This is a genomic window from Deinococcus betulae (genome assembly GCF_020166395.1).
Classification (GTDB): Bacteria; Deinococcota; Deinococci; order Deinococcales; family Deinococcaceae; genus Deinococcus; species Deinococcus betulae.
Map to the genome: position 1 here is coordinate 1 of NZ_JAIQXU010000018.1, position 15,317 is coordinate 15,317.

General features: G+C 65.2%; 15 protein-coding genes. 8 read left to right on the forward strand and 7 right to left on the reverse strand.

Annotated features, from left to right (window positions below; genetic code table 11):
- Positions 1-83: 83 nt before the first annotated feature.
- Positions 84-1,505, reverse strand: coding sequence for a glutamate--tRNA ligase (gene gltX / locus K7W42_RS13725; protein WP_224575385.1), 1,422 nt, complete (start codon positions 1,503-1,505; stop codon positions 84-86).
- A 55-nt stretch (positions 1,506-1,560) separates the two neighbouring features.
- Between gltX and K7W42_RS13730 the strand changes: the two genes are divergently transcribed.
- Both K7W42_RS13730 and K7W42_RS13735 read left to right on the forward strand, forming a co-directional pair.
- Positions 1,561-2,094 carry a flavin reductase family protein gene (locus K7W42_RS13730; protein WP_224575386.1) on the forward strand — a complete coding sequence of 178 codons (534 nt, stop codon included), beginning with the start codon at positions 1,561-1,563 and terminating at the stop codon, positions 2,092-2,094.
- 300 nt (positions 2,095-2,394) lie between these two features.
- Positions 2,395-3,315: an aminoglycoside phosphotransferase family protein gene (locus K7W42_RS13735; protein ID WP_224575387.1), complete on the forward strand. Its 921-nt coding sequence runs from the start codon at positions 2,395-2,397 to the stop codon at positions 3,313-3,315.
- Positions 3,316-3,533: 218 nt separating this feature from the next.
- Here the strand turns inward: K7W42_RS13735 and K7W42_RS13740 are convergent, their stop codons facing one another.
- On the reverse strand, positions 3,534-4,532 hold the full coding sequence (locus tag K7W42_RS13740) for an MBL fold metallo-hydrolase (protein ID WP_255639365.1): 999 nt from the start codon (positions 4,530-4,532) through the stop codon (positions 3,534-3,536).
- A gap of 279 nt (positions 4,533-4,811) precedes the next feature.
- Between K7W42_RS13740 and K7W42_RS13745 the strand changes: the two genes are divergently transcribed.
- Positions 4,812-5,441, forward strand: a complete 630-nt coding sequence (locus K7W42_RS13745; RefSeq protein WP_224575391.1) for a hypothetical protein — start codon at positions 4,812-4,814, stop codon at positions 5,439-5,441.
- Here K7W42_RS13745 and mutL read toward each other — a convergent pair.
- The gene (gene mutL, locus K7W42_RS13750; protein ID WP_224575393.1) at positions 5,428-7,080 is read right to left on the reverse strand and encodes a DNA mismatch repair endonuclease MutL; all 1,653 of its coding nucleotides are present in this window, start codon (positions 7,078-7,080) and stop codon (positions 5,428-5,430) included. The two genes, K7W42_RS13745 and mutL, sit on opposite strands and share 14 nt — an antisense overlap.
- Before the next feature lie 267 nt (positions 7,081-7,347).
- Here mutL and K7W42_RS13755 point away from each other — a divergent pair, with 267 nt between their 5' ends.
- Positions 7,348-8,112: an ABC transporter ATP-binding protein gene (locus K7W42_RS13755; protein ID WP_224575394.1), complete on the forward strand. Its 765-nt coding sequence runs from the start codon at positions 7,348-7,350 to the stop codon at positions 8,110-8,112.
- A complete protein-coding gene (locus K7W42_RS13760; protein ID WP_224575396.1) occupies positions 8,109-9,800 on the forward strand; it encodes a putative ABC transporter permease subunit in 1,692 nt (563 codons plus the stop codon). Before K7W42_RS13755 ends, K7W42_RS13760 begins: the two co-directional genes overlap by 4 nt.
- An 11-nt stretch (positions 9,801-9,811) precedes the next feature.
- On the opposite strand, the gene K7W42_RS13765 is transcribed toward K7W42_RS13760, so the two are convergent.
- On the reverse strand, positions 9,812-10,075 hold the full coding sequence (locus K7W42_RS13765) for a hypothetical protein (RefSeq protein ID WP_224575398.1): 264 nt from the start codon (positions 10,073-10,075) through the stop codon (positions 9,812-9,814).
- Between the two features lie 323 nt (positions 10,076-10,398).
- Here K7W42_RS13765 and K7W42_RS13770 point away from each other — a divergent pair, with 323 nt between their 5' ends.
- Complete coding sequence (locus tag K7W42_RS13770; protein ID WP_224575399.1) at positions 10,399-12,105, forward strand: hypothetical protein; 1,707 nt, start codon at positions 10,399-10,401, stop codon at positions 12,103-12,105.
- Between the two features lie 37 nt (positions 12,106-12,142).
- Here K7W42_RS13770 and K7W42_RS13775 read toward each other — a convergent pair whose 3' ends face one another.
- Genes K7W42_RS13775 through K7W42_RS13785 form a run of 3 tightly spaced genes read right to left on the reverse strand, consistent with a single transcriptional unit; the run spans position 12,143 to position 14,419 of the window.
- Entirely contained in the window at positions 12,143-12,448 is a 306-nt protein-coding gene (locus K7W42_RS13775; RefSeq protein ID WP_224575401.1) for a YciI-like protein, read from the reverse strand.
- Between the two features lie 10 nt (positions 12,449-12,458).
- Complete coding sequence (locus tag K7W42_RS13780; RefSeq protein ID WP_224575403.1) at positions 12,459-13,196, reverse strand: class I SAM-dependent methyltransferase; 738 nt, start codon at positions 13,194-13,196, stop codon at positions 12,459-12,461.
- 5 nt (positions 13,197-13,201) lie between these two features.
- Complete coding sequence (locus K7W42_RS13785; protein WP_224575404.1) at positions 13,202-14,419, reverse strand: saccharopine dehydrogenase family protein; 1,218 nt, start codon at positions 14,417-14,419, stop codon at positions 13,202-13,204.
- 56 nt (positions 14,420-14,475) lie between these two features.
- Here K7W42_RS13785 and K7W42_RS13790 point away from each other — a divergent pair, with 56 nt between their 5' ends.
- The gene (locus K7W42_RS13790) at positions 14,476-14,877 is read left to right on the forward strand and encodes a hypothetical protein (RefSeq protein ID WP_224575406.1); all 402 of its coding nucleotides are present in this window, start codon (positions 14,476-14,478) and stop codon (positions 14,875-14,877) included.
- On the forward strand, positions 14,874-15,209 hold the full coding sequence (locus K7W42_RS13795; protein ID WP_157458572.1) for a hypothetical protein: 336 nt from the start codon (positions 14,874-14,876) through the stop codon (positions 15,207-15,209). The genes K7W42_RS13790 and K7W42_RS13795 overlap by 4 nt, the downstream gene beginning before the upstream one ends.
- Positions 15,210-15,317: the final 108 nt, after the last annotated feature.

Consider the following 15,317-nt stretch of genomic DNA (forward strand, 5'->3'; position numbering starts at 1 on the left):
GACATCAGAAAGAGTCGCCTCTTGCCGTACACGTCAAAGGGCGGGCCACATCAACGCCCGCCCCGCTGCTGTGCCTGTGCGCCTTACCGCGCGGCCCGTTCCACGCGCGCCACCACCCGCGCCTGGCCCAACGTGGCCAGCAGCTCGGGCAGATCGGGGCTTTCCAGGGTGCCGGCCACCGCCGCACGCACCGGGGGCATCACCTTGCCCAGCTTCAGGCCGCGTTCTTCAGCGAAGCCCTGGAAGGCGGCCTTGATACTGGCCGCATCGAAGCTGGGGAGGTTCTTCAGGCGCGCGGCCAGATCGGGCAGGAGTTCCTTTGCGCCGTCCACGGCCGCCTGCGCCTTCTCGGTGACGGGGTACTCCTCGCTCCAGAAGTATGGCGTCTTGTCCAGAAATTCGCTGAAGACCTCGATGCGTGGGGTCATCAGGCGGGTCACGGCGCGGAAATAGTCGTCCAGGGGCAATTCGGCTTTCTGTCCGGCCAGGAAAGCGTGCAGGCGGCGGGCCACCTCGTCCTCCCCCAGCACCTCGCGCAGGTATTTGCCGTTGTACCAGCGCAGCTTGTCCAGGCTGAAGACGGGGCCGCCCAGCGTCACGTCTTCTAGCTTGAACACCCGCTGAAATTCGGCCAGGTCAAAGACTTCCAGGCCGTCCGGGTGGGTCCAGCCCATCGTGGCCAGAAAGTTCAGCATCGCTTCGGGCAAAAAGCCCTGATCCATGTACCACTCCACGCTGGTGGGGTTCTTACGCTTGCTGATTTTGGATTTGTCGGCGTTGCGCAGCAGGGGCATGTGGGCCCAGACGGGCTCGGGCCAGCCAAAGGCGCGGTACAGCAGCACGTGAATGGGGGTAGAGGTAATCCATTCTTCCGCGCGCACCACCTGGGTCACGCCCATCAGGCGGTCATCCACCACGTTGGCCAGGTGGTAGGTGGGAAAGCCGTCGGCCTTGAGCAGCACCTTGTCGTCAATCTCGCGGTTCTGAAAGTGAATGGGGTCGCGCAGCTGGTCGTTGACGACGGTTTCGCCCTCGCGCGGCACCTTTAGGCGAATCACGGCCGCCTCCCCGGCCTCTACGCGGCGCTCCGCTTCGGTGGGGTCCAGGTCGCGGCTGGGCACGGCGATTACGCGGCCCTCCTGCTGGGCAGTTTCGCGCAGGGTGCCCAGTTCCTCGGGGGTTTCGAAGGCGTAGTAGGCGTGGCCCGAGGCGACGAGCTGCCGGGCATAGTCGCCGTACAGGTCAAACCTCTCCGACTGGCGGTAAGGCCCATGCTCGCCGCCTTGCAGGGGCGACTCATCGGGGGTCAGGCCCAGCCACTGCATCATCTGAAAGATGCGCTTTTCACTGTCTGGCACGTAGCGGCCCCGGTCGGTGTCCTCAATGCGCAGGATGAACTTGCCGCCGCCCTGACGCGCCAGGGTGTAATTGAAAAGGCCAATGTACGCGGTGCCCACATGGGGGTCGCCGGTGGGGCTGGGGGCAATACGGGTCACGACAGACATGGGGCACAGCATACGGGGCGGCGTGCAGCGCGGAGGGCCGCTATCCTCAGGGGCGATGCTGCGCGAACGCACAGACCGCTTTTTCGGCTACTACCCCGGCACCGTGGCCCTGGTGACCGCCGTGCATGACGGCGTGCGCAACGTGATGGCGGCGGGCTGGCACACCGCCCTGAGCGCCGAACCGCCGCTGTACGGGGTTGCGGTGGGACGGGCGCGGGCCACCCACCCCCTGATTGAGGCCAGCGGCCGGTTTGGCGTGAACTTCCTGCCGTACAGCCGGGCGGGCGCGGTGCAGGGCAGCGGCGTGTACAGCCTGCACGGGGGCCACGACAAGCACGCGCTGCTGAGCCTGCCCACTCTACCCGGCGAGCCGCTGGCGCTGGCGAGCGCCTACCTGCACTATACCTGCACCCTGAGCGCGGTGCTGCCCACCGGCGACCACGACCTGATGGTGGGTCAGGTGCAGGCCGTCCACTACGACCCTGACGCCTACGACGACCAGGGCCTGCTGGTGGCCCAGCCCGCCATTTATCTGGGGCGCAGTCTGTACACGACCACGACCAAGGCCCGCACACAGCACGGTGGCTGAGGCGCCGCTGCGGCGTGCGGTGGCCCTCTGGCACCCTGACGGGCGGCGGGTCTGGCGCACAGCGGCGGGGCACTGGCCAGCGGTGAGACTGGATGCTGGGCAGCCGTTGGAGGCGGCGTTACGGGCAACGTTAGGTGAGGTCTGGCCCCTTCACTATTCGGACAAGCGGGTCTCATCCATGCCCAGGCGCTGAATGATAGCCAATGGTCAGGCGAAGGCGCCTGGAGCGAGGTCCAACCAGGCCTCATCACCCACGCCCGCCGCTGGCAGCGCCCCGGCTGGCCGGCGTAGGTAACCGCCTTGGCCGATGGGCTCTTAAAGACCGCCGGCCTGACGCGGCAGGGCGAGGTCGAGTGGCACAGCGCCCATGACCTGACCGCCACCCACACAGTCTCCACCGAGGCGGGCCGGGCCTGGCTGAATGTTAGCGAAACTGGGCAGGAGGCCGCCCTGAGTGCCCACCTGGGCGCGTGTCACCCTGGCCTCCTGCCGCCAGTCCTGGCGGCCGACCCGGCCCGGTGTGCCCTGCTGACCCTGGACGGCGGTGAGTTACTCGACAGCGCATCTGACCCACAGGCCTGGATACAGGCCCTAGAACGCCTGGCCGGGTTTCAGCGCAGCGCCGACGCGGCGGCCCTGGTTGGCCTGGGTGCGCTGGGCCTCCCCCTGACTGAAATGGCTGAGCGTGTGGACGCCCTCCTGGGCGAGACCGCCGCACTCCAGACCTGGGGCCTGGCGGCCGAGACCCTGACCACCTTGCAAGATGCGCGCTCCCGCATCCGCGCCGCGTTCAGCGACCTGCACGGTCACGGCCTGCCCAACCTGCCCGCCCACGGCGACGCCCACCCGCGTAATGCCCTCTATAGCCCGGCGCGCGGCGCGCTCCGGTTTGACTGGAGCGAGGCGGCCAGCGCCGCCCACCCCTTTATGGACGCCGGGTGGTTTCTGGCCTTCGCGCTTCACCCCGGCCGCGAGGGGCTGCCGGTTCGTCAGGCGGTGCCTGACCTGCCCCAGCGGCTGGTCACGGCCTATCTGCGTGTCCTGGGGGCACCGGACGCCGCGCCGCTGCTCTGGCGGGCACTGCCCCTGGCCCTGCTGCACCGGGCCGCCGTCTATGACCGCACCTTCCGCACCTGGACGGGCACGGTGCCGGGCGTGCGCCCCAATTACACGCCCTACTATTTGCGGCTGGCCGCGCGTGAAGTGGCCCGGCTCACTTAGAGCGGTCTTCAGTGTGGTTGAGTATGACCTCAAGCGTACTGAAGCGAGGGACCGTCACGGACGGCAGGCTTATGAAATGGATTGGTGTCTCGCTGCCCTGGGGGTGCAGGGGAACTCCGTTGGAGGCGCCGGGGTCCTCGTTGCGGGCAGCAGATTTAGGGTGGCAACAGAGGTCTGGGTGATCTCAGCGCTCTGTAGCTATGACAGCCTGCCCCCTCTCAGCCTGACAGAGTCCAGTCGTCGGGGAAGGCGGTGGCTGCAAAGGCTTCCTGCGCCACCGTCAGAAACTCGGGCCAGCGCTCGGGGGCGTAGCGGCGCGAGAGGTGCAGCAGCCGCAGCGCCCCCACGCCGCTGTCGGCGGCCAGCCGCGCCACCCTGTCGGCGGTGGTGTGGTGGTGGCGGGCGGCCAGGTCGGCGTCTTCTGGCAGGTACTGGGCCTCGGCGTACAGGATCTCTACCCCGGCCAGCCAGGAGGTCAGTCGGGTGTGCGCCGCGTCGTCCAGCAGAAAATCAGTCAGGTAGGCCAGGCTCTGGCCCGGTTCGCGGCGCAGCAGGGTGCGGCGAAGTTGCTCGGCGTCGCGGGGGCCAGCGGGGGTGTCGAGCAGCCCCGGCTGGCCGCTTTTCAGGGCACTCAGCCACGGCCCGCCCGGCAGGCCCAGCGCCCGCAGCGCCGCCGGGTCAATGTTTATCCGCTCGGGTTCCTGCACCCGGAAGCCCAGGCTGGCCCCGTGATGGGCCAGTGTCACTGCCGAGACGCTCAGGTGCGGGGTGCTCAGCAGCGGGCCGCCTTGGGCCCGCTGACCCGCGCTGTGCATCACGGCAAAGGCCTCCTCTGCCCGGAACAGAAAGGTCTGTATCTCGCCCGGCCCCACGTCGTGGACGTGCCACACGCCGCGCAGGTCAGGCGCGTGGTTCCACCAGAAGCCCTGAAAGCGGTGGTGCAGGATGCGCGCCGTTCCCGGCGGTCCCCAGATGTGGTTCTCGCGCGTCTGGCGGTCAAAGTTGACGCGGAAAAAGGCGTCAAAGCCACTGATATGGTCCATATGAAGGTGCGAGAGCAGCAGGTGGTCAACCTCCTGCACGGTGGCCAGGGGCAGGCTTTCGGCGGTGCCGGCGCCGCAGTCGAGCAGCAGGCGCGTGCGGCCCTGGCCCGATTCAGCGCTGACCAGCAGCGCGTTGTCGGCCGCTGGGCGGCCCAGAACAGTGACGTGAAGCATGGGGGGAGCCTCCACCTGACTCGGGGTCAACGGGTCAGGTTCAGTGAGAAGAGTGGGTGCCAAATAGGGCGCTGACCAGCTGGCGCTCTTGCGGCCGATAGATGGAAGAAAGACCGAGGCCTTCCAGTGGTTCGCCGGAGCGGAGGGAGGCGCCCGCATGGTGGCATCCTGCGACGCCAGGCAGCATCCGCCCAGTGACGTAAGCCTGACGCACGCCGCTGTAACGAACTTCACGCTGGCCGACATGAGATTGACGCGCCCGGCCCATGCTGCCGCCCGATGACTCTTCTCGCCCGGATGTTCCTTGTGCTGAGCTTCTTTTCGCCGCTGGCCTCGGCCGCCACCCTGGAAATCGGCGGTGAGATTCGCAATCCGCAGGCGCTGAGCCAGGTGGGGCCGGGTGCCGTGAGCATCTTGCTGACCAACCTCAGTGAAGGCTGGCTGCTGGGGGCAGGCCGGGTCAGTGGGGCGCGCTTTCACATCGCTCTTCCGCAGACGTTTAGGCCGCCGGTTCAGCCCCTGAGTGTCTGCGCGGGGGTCAAGGTGGCCCCGGCGGGCGCCCGCACCTACACCGCCGAAACCCTGCTGGCCTTTCATGCGGGAAGCAATTCGCTGGCCACCGTCGTGCAGGCCGATCACCCCACCAGCCCCACCCGGCGCGGGCAGTGGATGTACAGCGACCGCACCGTGACCATAAAGGGGCGCTGCGCCGGGCTGAACACCTATTACAACCTCACGCTGCGCCAGGGCTGGACTGGCGTGATGACCGTGTCGCGCGACGGCCGCTTTGAGGTCACGAACGCGGCGGCCCGGCTGCCCTACTGGGTGCAGCCCGTCATGACCCGCGCGGCCCGCACCACCTTTCCGGTGCTGTTCAGCGGCCAGCGCAGCGCCCTTACCGCCCGCTGACGCCGGGCGCGGCGTCGCGGCCCCGCGGCACGTCGCGCACGCCCCGGCGCCCGAAGGCGTGGGCCAGGTCACGCTCGCTCAGGCGCAGGGTGGTGGGGCGGCCGTGGGGACAGGCCCAGGGCTGCTCGCAGCCTGACAGCGCCGCCAGCACCGCCTCGCCCCGTGCGTGGTTCAGCATGCCGGCTTTCAGGGCCGGGGCGCAGGCCAGCCGCGCCAGCACGTCCCGCGCCGGGTCGCTGCCGGTGCCCAGCGCGGCTTCGACAATCTGCTCGTGTAAGCGGGGCACCGGCAGCGCGGCCAGGGCGGCGGGCAGCGCGCGCAGCCGCGCCAGACCGGCCCCAAAATCCTCGATGGCCAGACCCCAGGCGTGCAGGGCCGGGGCGCGTTCGTGCAGGCAGGCCAGTTGCTCGGGCGTCAGGTGCAGCAGCTCGGGCTCGGGGAGTTCCAGGGGGGGCGCGGCCTGCACCTCGCGGCGCAGCTGCTCGTAGAGGGCGCGCTCGTGCGCGGCGTGGGCGTCCACCACCCACAGGTCGCCCTCGCCCTGGGCCAGCAGGTACAGCTCCTGATACACGCCCACCAGGCTCAGCGCTGGAAAGTGGCCGTGCGGAGTGGGCGGCGCAGCATCTGGCGTCAGCAGGGCGGGCGCGGCGCGCGCCAGCGGGTGTCCGGCCAGCGCCTCCTCCACGGCCGCGCGCACCCCAGCTGCCACCGCGCCCAGATCGGCCAGGGCCACGACCTGCTTGGCGGGGTGAACGTTGGGGTTGTGTTCCTCCGGGGCCACCGTCAGGTCCAGCACGCACAGCGGCGCCGTCCCAGCAGGCAGAAGCTCGGCGTAAGCGTCAATCACGGCGCGTTCCAGTTCAGGTGGGGCCAGCACCGGGCGGCCATTGACGCTGAAATGCATACGGTCGCGCCGGGGCCGCGTGAGTTCGGGGCGCGAGACCACCCCGCGCACGGCGCCGCTGCTCACGGGCAGCACGCGGTTAGCGTTCAGGGGACCGTACACACTGGCGACGGCGCCCCGGTGGTCGGCAGGGGCGTGCGTCAGCCGCACCTCGCCGTCCACGGTCAGGCGCCAGTGCAGCCCCGGCCAGTGCAGCACGTAGCGGCCCAGCAGCGCTGTGACCTCGCGCGCCTCGGTGGCGGGGGGCGCCTGGGTGCGCAGGCGACCGGGCAGCCGCGCAAACAGCCGCCGAACTGTCACGGTGGTGCCGGCCGGGGCTGAGGTTCGGCCGACCCCCACCTCGTCGCCGCAGGCCTGCACCTCGGCTGCGCCCACCTGCGCGGCCGGGCGCGTGACCAGCTGCAGCTCGCCGGCCTGCGCCGCCGCCCACAGCGCCTCGCCCCGGAAGCCCAGGGTGGTCACGCGCAGCGCCGCCCCGCTGTCGGGGGCCAGCTTGCTGGTGGCGTGCCGCAGCGGCGCCAGCCCCACCGACCCGGCCGGAATGCCCGCGCCGTTGTCCCGCACCCGCACCAGGGTCAGGCCGCCGCCGTCCAGTTCGACCTCGATGCGGCTGGCGCCCGCATCCAGCGCGTTGTCCACCAGCTCACGGACCACGTCCAGCGGGCGTGACACGACCTCACCCGCCGCAATCAGGCGCGCGACGTGGTCGGGCAGAACGTGAATAGGGTGGCCCATGTGCCCGGTCAGGGTAGCGCCCTCTTTGCCGGGCATTGCTGAGCTGGATTCCAGTCGTGGGCGGCCTCGGGGCGGCGGGAAAAGTGTGGAACAGGCCATGAAGCAGGGGCAGACTAGTCTTGGCCGCGCCCCACAGCCCAGGAGCATCAGCCCTATTCAGAGCCTGGTGTGATCTGCCCTCATGGCGCATCCGGCACAGCTCACCTCAACGCCCTCCCGCCCAGAGCGTAACCCCCCTGTCAGACGCGGCCCCCTACGCTGGCCCACATGATCGAAGTCCAGAACTACACCAAGCGCTACGGGCGGCACGAGGCGGTCAGCAACCTGAGCTTCACGGTGCAGCCCGGCGCGGTGTTTGGGCTCCTGGGCAGCAACGGCGCGGGCAAAACGACCACTATTCGCGCCCTGGTGGGGCTGACCCGCCCCACGGCCGGCACTGTGCGCGTGCAGGGCCACGATGTCTGGACCGAGCCGCTGCATGCCAAGGCGGCCTTTGGTTACATCCCCGACCGGCCCTACCTGTACGGCAAACTGACGGCCCGCGAGCTGCTGCGCTTCGTGGGCCAGTTATATGGGGTGCAGGGCCCCGACGCCGAGATTGACCGCTGGCTGGCTTTCTTTCGCCTGACTGAGTTTGGGAACGAGCCCATCGAAACCTATTCCCACGGCATGCGGCAAAAGGTCGCCATCATCGCCGCGCTGCTGCCCGACCCCCCAGTCCTGATTGTGGACGAGCCGATGGTGGGCCTAGACCCCCACGCCGCGCGCCAGGTGCGCGAACTCTTCCGGGCACACGCCGACCGGGGCCGCACGGTGCTGCTGACCACCCATTCCCTGCCACTGGCCGAGGCCGTGTGTGACCGTCTGGTGGTGCTGGACCGGGGTAAGGTGTTGGGCGAGGGCACGATGGATGAGCTGCGGGCGCAGACCGGAACGGCCGCTGGCGGCGTACACGGTGACAGCCTGGAGCGCATTTTCTTCCGGCTGCTTGAAGAGGAGCAGGCCGCGCAGGCCCAGGTGGCCGGGGCATGACAGTTCGCCCTGCACCTGGGACCCGGCCTGGGCCACCCCCTAGTCTGTGGGCCTTGAAGCTGCGGGCGCTGCGGCGCACGGTCCAGCGTGGCCCCAGGTGGGGCTATGGGCTGGTGGGCCTGCTGGCCGCCCTGCTGCTGACCGGCGAGGTGTACGGTACCTGGCGGGCACTGACCTTTCTGGGCCGCTTCGGGGACATCGGCCTGAATGTGTTTGCGCGGGTGCTCGAAATTGGTCTGATTACCCTGTCTAGCGGCGTGACGTTCAGTGCGACGACAGCGGCCATCTCGACGCTGTACCTCAGCGACGACCTGAATTTTCTGTTAACGCAGCCCATTGCCACGGTGCGCGTCTTTGCCCTGAAGGTGAGCGAGACCTTCCTGAATGCCGCCCTGGTGCCCCTGTTCCTGAGTGTGCCGCTGCTGATGACGGTGGCCGTGTACTTTGGGGCGCCGCTCTGGGCCTACGGCGTCATGCTGTTGGCGGCTGTGCTGGTCTTTGCGGCCCCGGTGGGGCTGGGCGCCCTGCTGGCCGTGGGGCTGATGCGCGTCGCCCCAGTGGGCCGCGTACGGGAAGTCAGCACGGCCCTGGGCGTCCTGATCAGCGCCGGACTGGTCTATGCCATTCGCGCCCTGCGCCCCGAGGTGCTGGTGCAGAGGCTCCAGGACCCGGCCCAGGTCGAAACCGTGCTGCGTAACTTTGCTGGGCCGGGCAGTCCTTTGCTGCCGCCTTCGTGGGCCGCGCAGGGGGTGTGGCAGGCCGCGCAGGGCCGACTGGCGCCGGCGCTGCTGCCCCTGGTGTTGCTGACTGCAGGGCTGCTGGTGGCCGCCACCCTGTTGGCGGCCCGCGCCTACCAGGAGGGCTGGGCGCGGGCGCTGGACTCCAGCACGCCGAGGCTGGACCCCCGGCCGCGCCGCGCCGGCTGGGCCGAGCGGTCGCTGGTCAGGTTAGGACGCGGCGGCAGCCTGGCCAGCAAAGACCTGCGCGTGACCCTGCGTGACCCGACGCAGTGGAGTCAGCTCCTGGTCGTGGCCGCCCTGGCGGGTGTGTATCTGGTCAGTGTGCGGGCCGTGCCCATTCCGGTACCGCAGTTCCGGGGCATCCTGGGCTATATCCAATTGGCGTTTCAGGGCTTCATCGTGGCGGGGGTGGCGGTGCGGCTGGCGTTTCCCGCCGTTTCGACCGAAGGCCGCGCCTACTGGCTGCTGCGCACGGCTCCTATCGCTCCGCGCCAGATTGTCCTGAGCAAGTTTCTGGGCGTATTGCCTGTCACGCTGACGCTGGGGCTGGGCATGGGCCTGGCGGGCGCCCTGAGCCTGAATCTGGGGCCGACGCTGCTGCTGCTGAGCGGCTTGGTGAGTGTCAGCAACGCCTTTGTCATTACCGCGCTGGGTGTGGGTTTGGGGGCGGCGGCGCCCCGGTTTGACGCCGATAACCCTGCCGAAATTGGGGTCAGCCCTGGCGGCCTGGCCTTTATGGGCCTGAGCCTGGCGTACTCGGTGCTGTGCTTGCTGCTGCTGGCGCGTCCAGCAGCGGGGAGCGTGCTGCGCCCTGACCTCTATCCGGGGTATTCCGCGCTGGTGACGGTCGAGGGGGTACTGGGATTGATATGTCTGGCGCTGGTGACGGGACTGGGAACGTGGCTGAGCTTGCAGGCGGGGTGGAGGCGGCTGGACGGGTTGGAGTGAAGCTGTAAAAGTTATGCCGCCTGTTGCCGATTGCTGACCATCCGCAGCAGATCGAGGGTCGAGTTGAGGTCTGGTAGCAATTGGCCTAAGTAGACGAGTTCATCGAGAAGCGGGAGAATGATTTGGCATTCCTCGTGCGCGAATTGCGTGGGTGGGGTTAACTTAAATGCCAAAGCCAACGTGTGTATCGCGACCGAGGGATGCGCCATGCGATTAGCATCCACAGCTTGGAGATACAGATGAAGTCGGATATTGCTGGGGTAGGCGCTGACCATATATTCAGAGGCTACGAGAGGTATGGAACACGTGATCGACTAGAGCCCGCTAAATTCAAGTTATATAAAAATCTGAGTGTGGGTCTATCAGATATAATGATATTTTGATCTAGTGTTGACCGTCCAGAGATCGTTTATACTTAGCGAATGGTGAGACGTTTACTTCAGATTTTTGTGGCTTTGTTTTGCTTTTACAGTAATTGTACGGTTCATGCTGCTAAGTGCGTACCTAGTAGCAGTTGCTTGCACGGAGATCCTGCGGTAGATCCAGCGGAGCGGGGAGAACCAAATGTTGGTCTTACATGAGCTTTATAGATGCGTAAATGGATTACGACATTCCAAATCTGTTCGATTATTCTGAGTTTATTGATTGGGTTGACAGACGGGAGGCAGTCGGAGCCGATCCAAATGAAATAGCTGACTCCCTTCTGGCACTGAACACTCCCATTGGATATTTTAGAGCTGCTTCGTTGGCTCTAAAAATACGTCCCAAGCCTGTTGGTGATATTGAGGCTTGGTTAGAATATGCCTACAAACATGGAGACTTAACACTCAGGCTGCTCTGTTCTGTATTTAGAGTTTATGCCCAAGTTCAAATTTCCCGTTTTGATGACACACCTGAAGACAAAGCTTCCCAATACGCTATTGAGAAATATATAGATTTAAGTGCTAGAGCTAATAGATTGCCGCCTCATGTATTAAAAGCTGAAATAGGGTACTTGATCTTAGATGGCTTAATTAGGTCATATAAAAGAGTTAATGACATTGGAGAAATTGAAAAAATTTCTAAGAGTTTTATTGATAGGGCTAAAGAATTTGACAGCCCTTTAATCTATCAGAACTCTATTATAAATCTAGCGAACGCATACGCCTTCGTGGGGCGTATGAGTGATGGATTGGAAATACTGTTAGACAGCGATCTGATTGGCAGTATTAGATCCAACAGTGAAAAAATATTTTTCAATATGAATGTTGCCAGCTTATCTATGAATTTAGGAAATATTAAAAGATCCCTAAATGCAATAGATGTGGGAATTGAAGATGAAGTGAAGAATGATGTATCACGCAGTATGTCGCAGATGATACGTGCCTATTATGGTTTTGAGAGCGGAGAATTTGTGATACCTGATATTCCTCGCTATCATTGGCATGTTGAAGTGATGCAAAAGTTCGCTCAGGTTGCATCCATTGCTCCTATTGGAAAGTTACTTCATCAACAAGAGCAGCATCTTCGTGTGGTCTTGACCCTTTCTGAACGCTCAGTGACTAAAGAGTCGTACGAAACGGACAAACTATTTGGACACTGGGTTAGAGGCCGTGCGCGCCTTATGCTAGGTGAATATGGAATGGCCATCCAGGAAATTACTCCTGTTACATCTCTAGGTTATGAGGAACTTTATAATCGGGCTCTCCTAGCGGCAATTGACCTAGAACTGGCGATGACGCCTCTGGATACGCTTCGTCGGCCGATTTCTGAACTTGAACAGCGCTTTCGTCAAGTCTTCGATGATGCGCGTAATATTCGCTACGCCGATCCCGAAGGGCTAGCAGGATTAGTCTTACGTTGGCATCCACAGGCCGCCGCTTATGCCGCGCTTATGCCTAACCCTGTTCGAGAATGTTTCCCCGCTATGGACTTCATTATGCGGGTATCGGGTCGTACATCCTGGCGTGGCCAAGCGATACCTGCCCCTCTCGTGCCCCATTTGATTCGTCTCGGTTTACGGGTGCCGACTCTTGGGATCACAGTAGGTGGGAACGTGGCCTATCAGATCAATCGACTGACCCGACAACAAGAGAGGGTGACTATCTGGGGCCCCGTCGTTTCTGTATTTCCGTTGTTAGTTGCCTTGGCGCGGGGTGGACAGGATCATCTGTCGGTTGCACGGCGCGCGTGGCGGGATTTCGGCGTGTTGCCAGGTGGTCAGCACGGTGATTTAGAGCTGCAGGATATCGTGGAAGTGTGGCACGCAGTCTTGGAGGCACAGCGCCCTCTGGATGATGGTTTACGCGCGCTCCAGCGGCTTTAGCACGGTATCCATATCAACTATAGTTGATCTCCCTCTCTCAAAGCAGTTCGGGGAGAAGAACTGCTTCTCGTCCCACCACCGTCATCCAGCGCCGGACTTCCCAGTGCCCCACCAGCCCGTTCAGAACGTAGGGGGCCGCCAGGGCGAAGGCTTCGGCTGCTTCCGGCCCTTCGCCCTGGAACAGCAGAACGGCGCCGTCGGCTGGGTTAGCCAGGGCGCCGGCCAGTACCAGCTCGCCCCTAGCCTCAGCCGCTTTGGCGTGGGCCAGGTGGAGGGCGCGGAGGGGCTCACGGCGGGTCAGATAGTCGGGCACGAGGTCGCGGTAAAACAGCAGATAGTGCATAGATCTCCTTTCAGCCCTGGGCCTGCGCGTCAATCAGGAGCGTCTGGGGCACCTGCGCCATCAGGCCCGCGCCGCCCGTCAGTTCGTGTAGACCACGCAGGAGAAACCCGGCGGCCAAGAGATCGTTGACCAGCGTCGAGAGGGTCCGGTGATACGCTCCCAGTCGCCCGCGCACGCCACTGCCGCCGGACTGCCAGTGTCCTTCTTGCTGGTACGTCTGCACCCGGTAGGCCAGGCGCTCCCCAGCCTCATCCAGCACGAAGCGGGGCGCTGTCTCTTCGTGAAACGGCGCCTCAAAGCAGGGGTGGAGCAGCGAGAAGACGAAGGGGCCCCCTGGCACCAGCACCCGCGCGGCGGCGCCGAACAGGGCGCGGTGATCGGGAATGTCCATTAGGGCCAGCTTGGACACGGCTATGTCCACCGAGGCAGTCGGCACCGTGGACAGGGTGTGCGCGTCGTCTACCCGGAAGGTCAGGTGGGGGTCGGCGGCGCGCTGATTGGCCACCTCAACCAGGGCTGGGGCCAGGTCAATGCCCAGCACCGACGCTGGCCCAAAGGCACACAGCCGCCGGGCCAGGTGCCTCTCACCGCAGGCGATATCCAGCACGCGGGCACCGGGCAGGTCTGGCCCCAGCAATTCGTCGTAGCGGGCCAGCAGGGGATGCCAGAAACTCTCTGGGTCGGCCAGCAGCCTGTCCACGAAGGCGACGTAAAAGTCAGCCGCCTCCTCGTAGACCGGCCGCGGCATGGCCCTCAGTCCTTGACCAACTCAATGCCCGCCAGCTCGTCAATCGGCAGGCCCCACTTGTTCATGGCGTCGAAGAAGGGATCGGGGTCCAGCTGCTCCACATTCCAGACGCCGGGCTGCAGCCAGTCGCCACTGAGCATCAGCATGGCGCCGATCATGGCGGGCACGCCGGTCGTGTAGGACACGCCCTGCGCCTGCACCTCGCGGTAACAGTCGGCGTGGTCCTTGACGTTGTAGACGAAATGCACCTTGGGCTGGCCGTCCTTGCCAATGCCCTTGGCCTGCACGCCGATGCAGGTCTGGCCAGTGTAGTTTTCAGCCAGACTTTCGGGCGCGGGCAGCACCGCCTTCAGGAACTCGATGGGCGCAATCTGCTGTCCCTTAAAGTCAATGGGTTCAATAGAGGTCATGCCGATGCCTTCGAGCACGTTCAGGTGCTTGATGTACGCCTCGCCGAAGGTCATCCAGAAGCGGGCGCGCTTGATGGTCGGGAAGTGCTTGACCAGCGATTCCAGTTCCTCGTGGTACAGCACGAAGCTCTTGCGGGTGGCGACTTTGGGGTAGTAGATGTCCTGGGAGATTTCCAGCGGCTGGGTCTCGATCCACTCGCCGTTGTCCCAGTAGCGCCCGTTGGCCGTGATCTCGCGGATGTTGATTTCTGGGTTGAAGTTGGTCGCAAAGGCCTTGCCGTGGTTGCCGTTGTTGCAGTCCACGATATCCAGGTAGTGAATTTCAGAGAAGTGATGCTTGGCGTGGTGCGCGGTGAAGGCCTGGGTGGCGCCGGGGTCAAAGCCGCAGCCGAGCAGCGCCGTCAGGCCGGCCTCCTTGAAGCGGTCCTGGTAGGCCCACTGCCACGAATACTCGAACTTGGCCACGTCCTTGGGCTCGTAGTTGGCGGTGTCGAGGTAGTGCACGCCGGTTTCCAGGCAGGCGTCCATAATCGTCAGGTCCTGGTAGGGCAGGGCCACGTTGATGACCATCTTCGGGCCAAAGCGGCGAATCAGCTCCACCAGCTCGGGGACGTTGTCGGCGTCCACGGTGGCGGTCGTGAACACCGCTTTGCTGTCCGGCATGTGCTGCTTGATCTCCGCAACGATCTTGTCGGCTTTGCTGACCGTCCGGGTGGCAATCAGGACTTCCGAGAACACGCTGTCGTTCTGGGCGCACTTCTTGGCGACCACGTTGGCGACGCCGCCAGCTCCGATGATGATGACCTTGCTCATGGGGTGCAGTGTACCGTGAGGCTTCTGGCCTGGGCCGGCGCGCTACGCTGGACCGCGTGAGCAAGCGCCGCCCGGTTCCCACCCCACCGCCCCCCCCAGCCCCGGCGGGCCTGCGCGGCAGCGGCGACCTGCGCGAGGTCACGCCGGAGGTGCGCGCCCGTACCCAGCGCACGTTCTTGACCATCATTGTGGGCTTTTTTGCCCTGATTGGCGTGGTGGTCGCCACCCTGGCGGTGCAGGGCCGCGTGGTGCGCGACTACGCCGTGCGGGTGGCCGAGGCGGTGCAGGCGGCGGCGCCGCCCTCCAGCGTTGGCTACACCCAGACCTGCGCTCAGGTGCTGCCCGGCGCATTGCCACGCGGCGCCCAGGCGTGCGAGGTGGCCGTGGACGGCGGCCAGGTCACCGTGACGGTGACGGTGCAGGGCGAGCGGCAATACCGCGTGACGAGGCCCGAATGAACACTCTTGCGCTGCGCCGCGCGCTGGTGCTGGGGGCGTTTGTGGCGATGCCGCTGCTGCTGGGGTGGCAGGCGCAGCAGGACCGCGCCGCCCGGACCCGCACCGCCCACACCTATACCCAGGCCGTCACGGACGCCGCGCGCCGTGCCTGGCAGGACGACCCTGGTAAGCCGTTTCTGGAGGTGGGCAGCGTGGAAAGCTGTCTGGGTCCCGCCTACCGTGGCGTGGCGGCTCCGGCGCGGCTCACGGCCTGCGAGGTCTCGCGGCTCCCGAACGGGTTTGAAGTCACGCTGACCCTGGGGACCCTGACCCTCTCTACCACCGCCCCCTGAGGGCCAGCACCATATTGGTGACCCCTTCGTTGAGCACTGGTGGCGGGGTCGAGACGCCCCTCAGGGCATCCTGAATCTCAGCAACCATTAGGGTAAAGACCTTGGCCT

Bases quoted from the DNA above. Each gene is read 5' to 3' on its own strand.
- gltX (WP_224575385.1), bottom strand. From the start codon at position 1,505: ATGTCTGTCGTGACCCGTATTGCCCCCAGCCCCACCGGCGACCCCCAT.
- K7W42_RS13730 (WP_224575386.1), top strand. From the start codon at position 1,561: ATGCTGCGCGAACGCACAGACCGCTTTTTCGGCTACTACCCCGGCACC.
- K7W42_RS13740 (WP_255639365.1), bottom strand. From the start codon at position 4,532: ATGCTTCACGTCACTGTTCTGGGCCGCCCAGCGGCCGACAACGCGCTG.
- K7W42_RS13745 (WP_224575391.1), top strand. From the start codon at position 4,812: ATGACTCTTCTCGCCCGGATGTTCCTTGTGCTGAGCTTCTTTTCGCCG.
- mutL (WP_224575393.1), bottom strand. From the start codon at position 7,080: ATGGGCCACCCTATTCACGTTCTGCCCGACCACGTCGCGCGCCTGATT.
- K7W42_RS13755 (WP_224575394.1), top strand. From the start codon at position 7,348: ATGATCGAAGTCCAGAACTACACCAAGCGCTACGGGCGGCACGAGGCG.
- K7W42_RS13760 (WP_224575396.1), top strand. From the start codon at position 8,109: ATGACAGTTCGCCCTGCACCTGGGACCCGGCCTGGGCCACCCCCTAGT.
- K7W42_RS13765 (WP_224575398.1), bottom strand. From the start codon at position 10,075: ATGGTCAGCGCCTACCCCAGCAATATCCGACTTCATCTGTATCTCCAA.
- K7W42_RS13770 (WP_224575399.1), top strand. From the start codon at position 10,399: ATGGATTACGACATTCCAAATCTGTTCGATTATTCTGAGTTTATTGAT.
- K7W42_RS13775 (WP_224575401.1), bottom strand. From the start codon at position 12,448: ATGCACTATCTGCTGTTTTACCGCGACCTCGTGCCCGACTATCTGACC.
- K7W42_RS13780 (WP_224575403.1), bottom strand. From the start codon at position 13,196: ATGCCGCGGCCGGTCTACGAGGAGGCGGCTGACTTTTACGTCGCCTTC.
- K7W42_RS13785 (WP_224575404.1), bottom strand. From the start codon at position 14,419: ATGAGCAAGGTCATCATCATCGGAGCTGGCGGCGTCGCCAACGTGGTC.
- K7W42_RS13795 (WP_157458572.1), top strand. From the start codon at position 14,874: ATGAACACTCTTGCGCTGCGCCGCGCGCTGGTGCTGGGGGCGTTTGTG.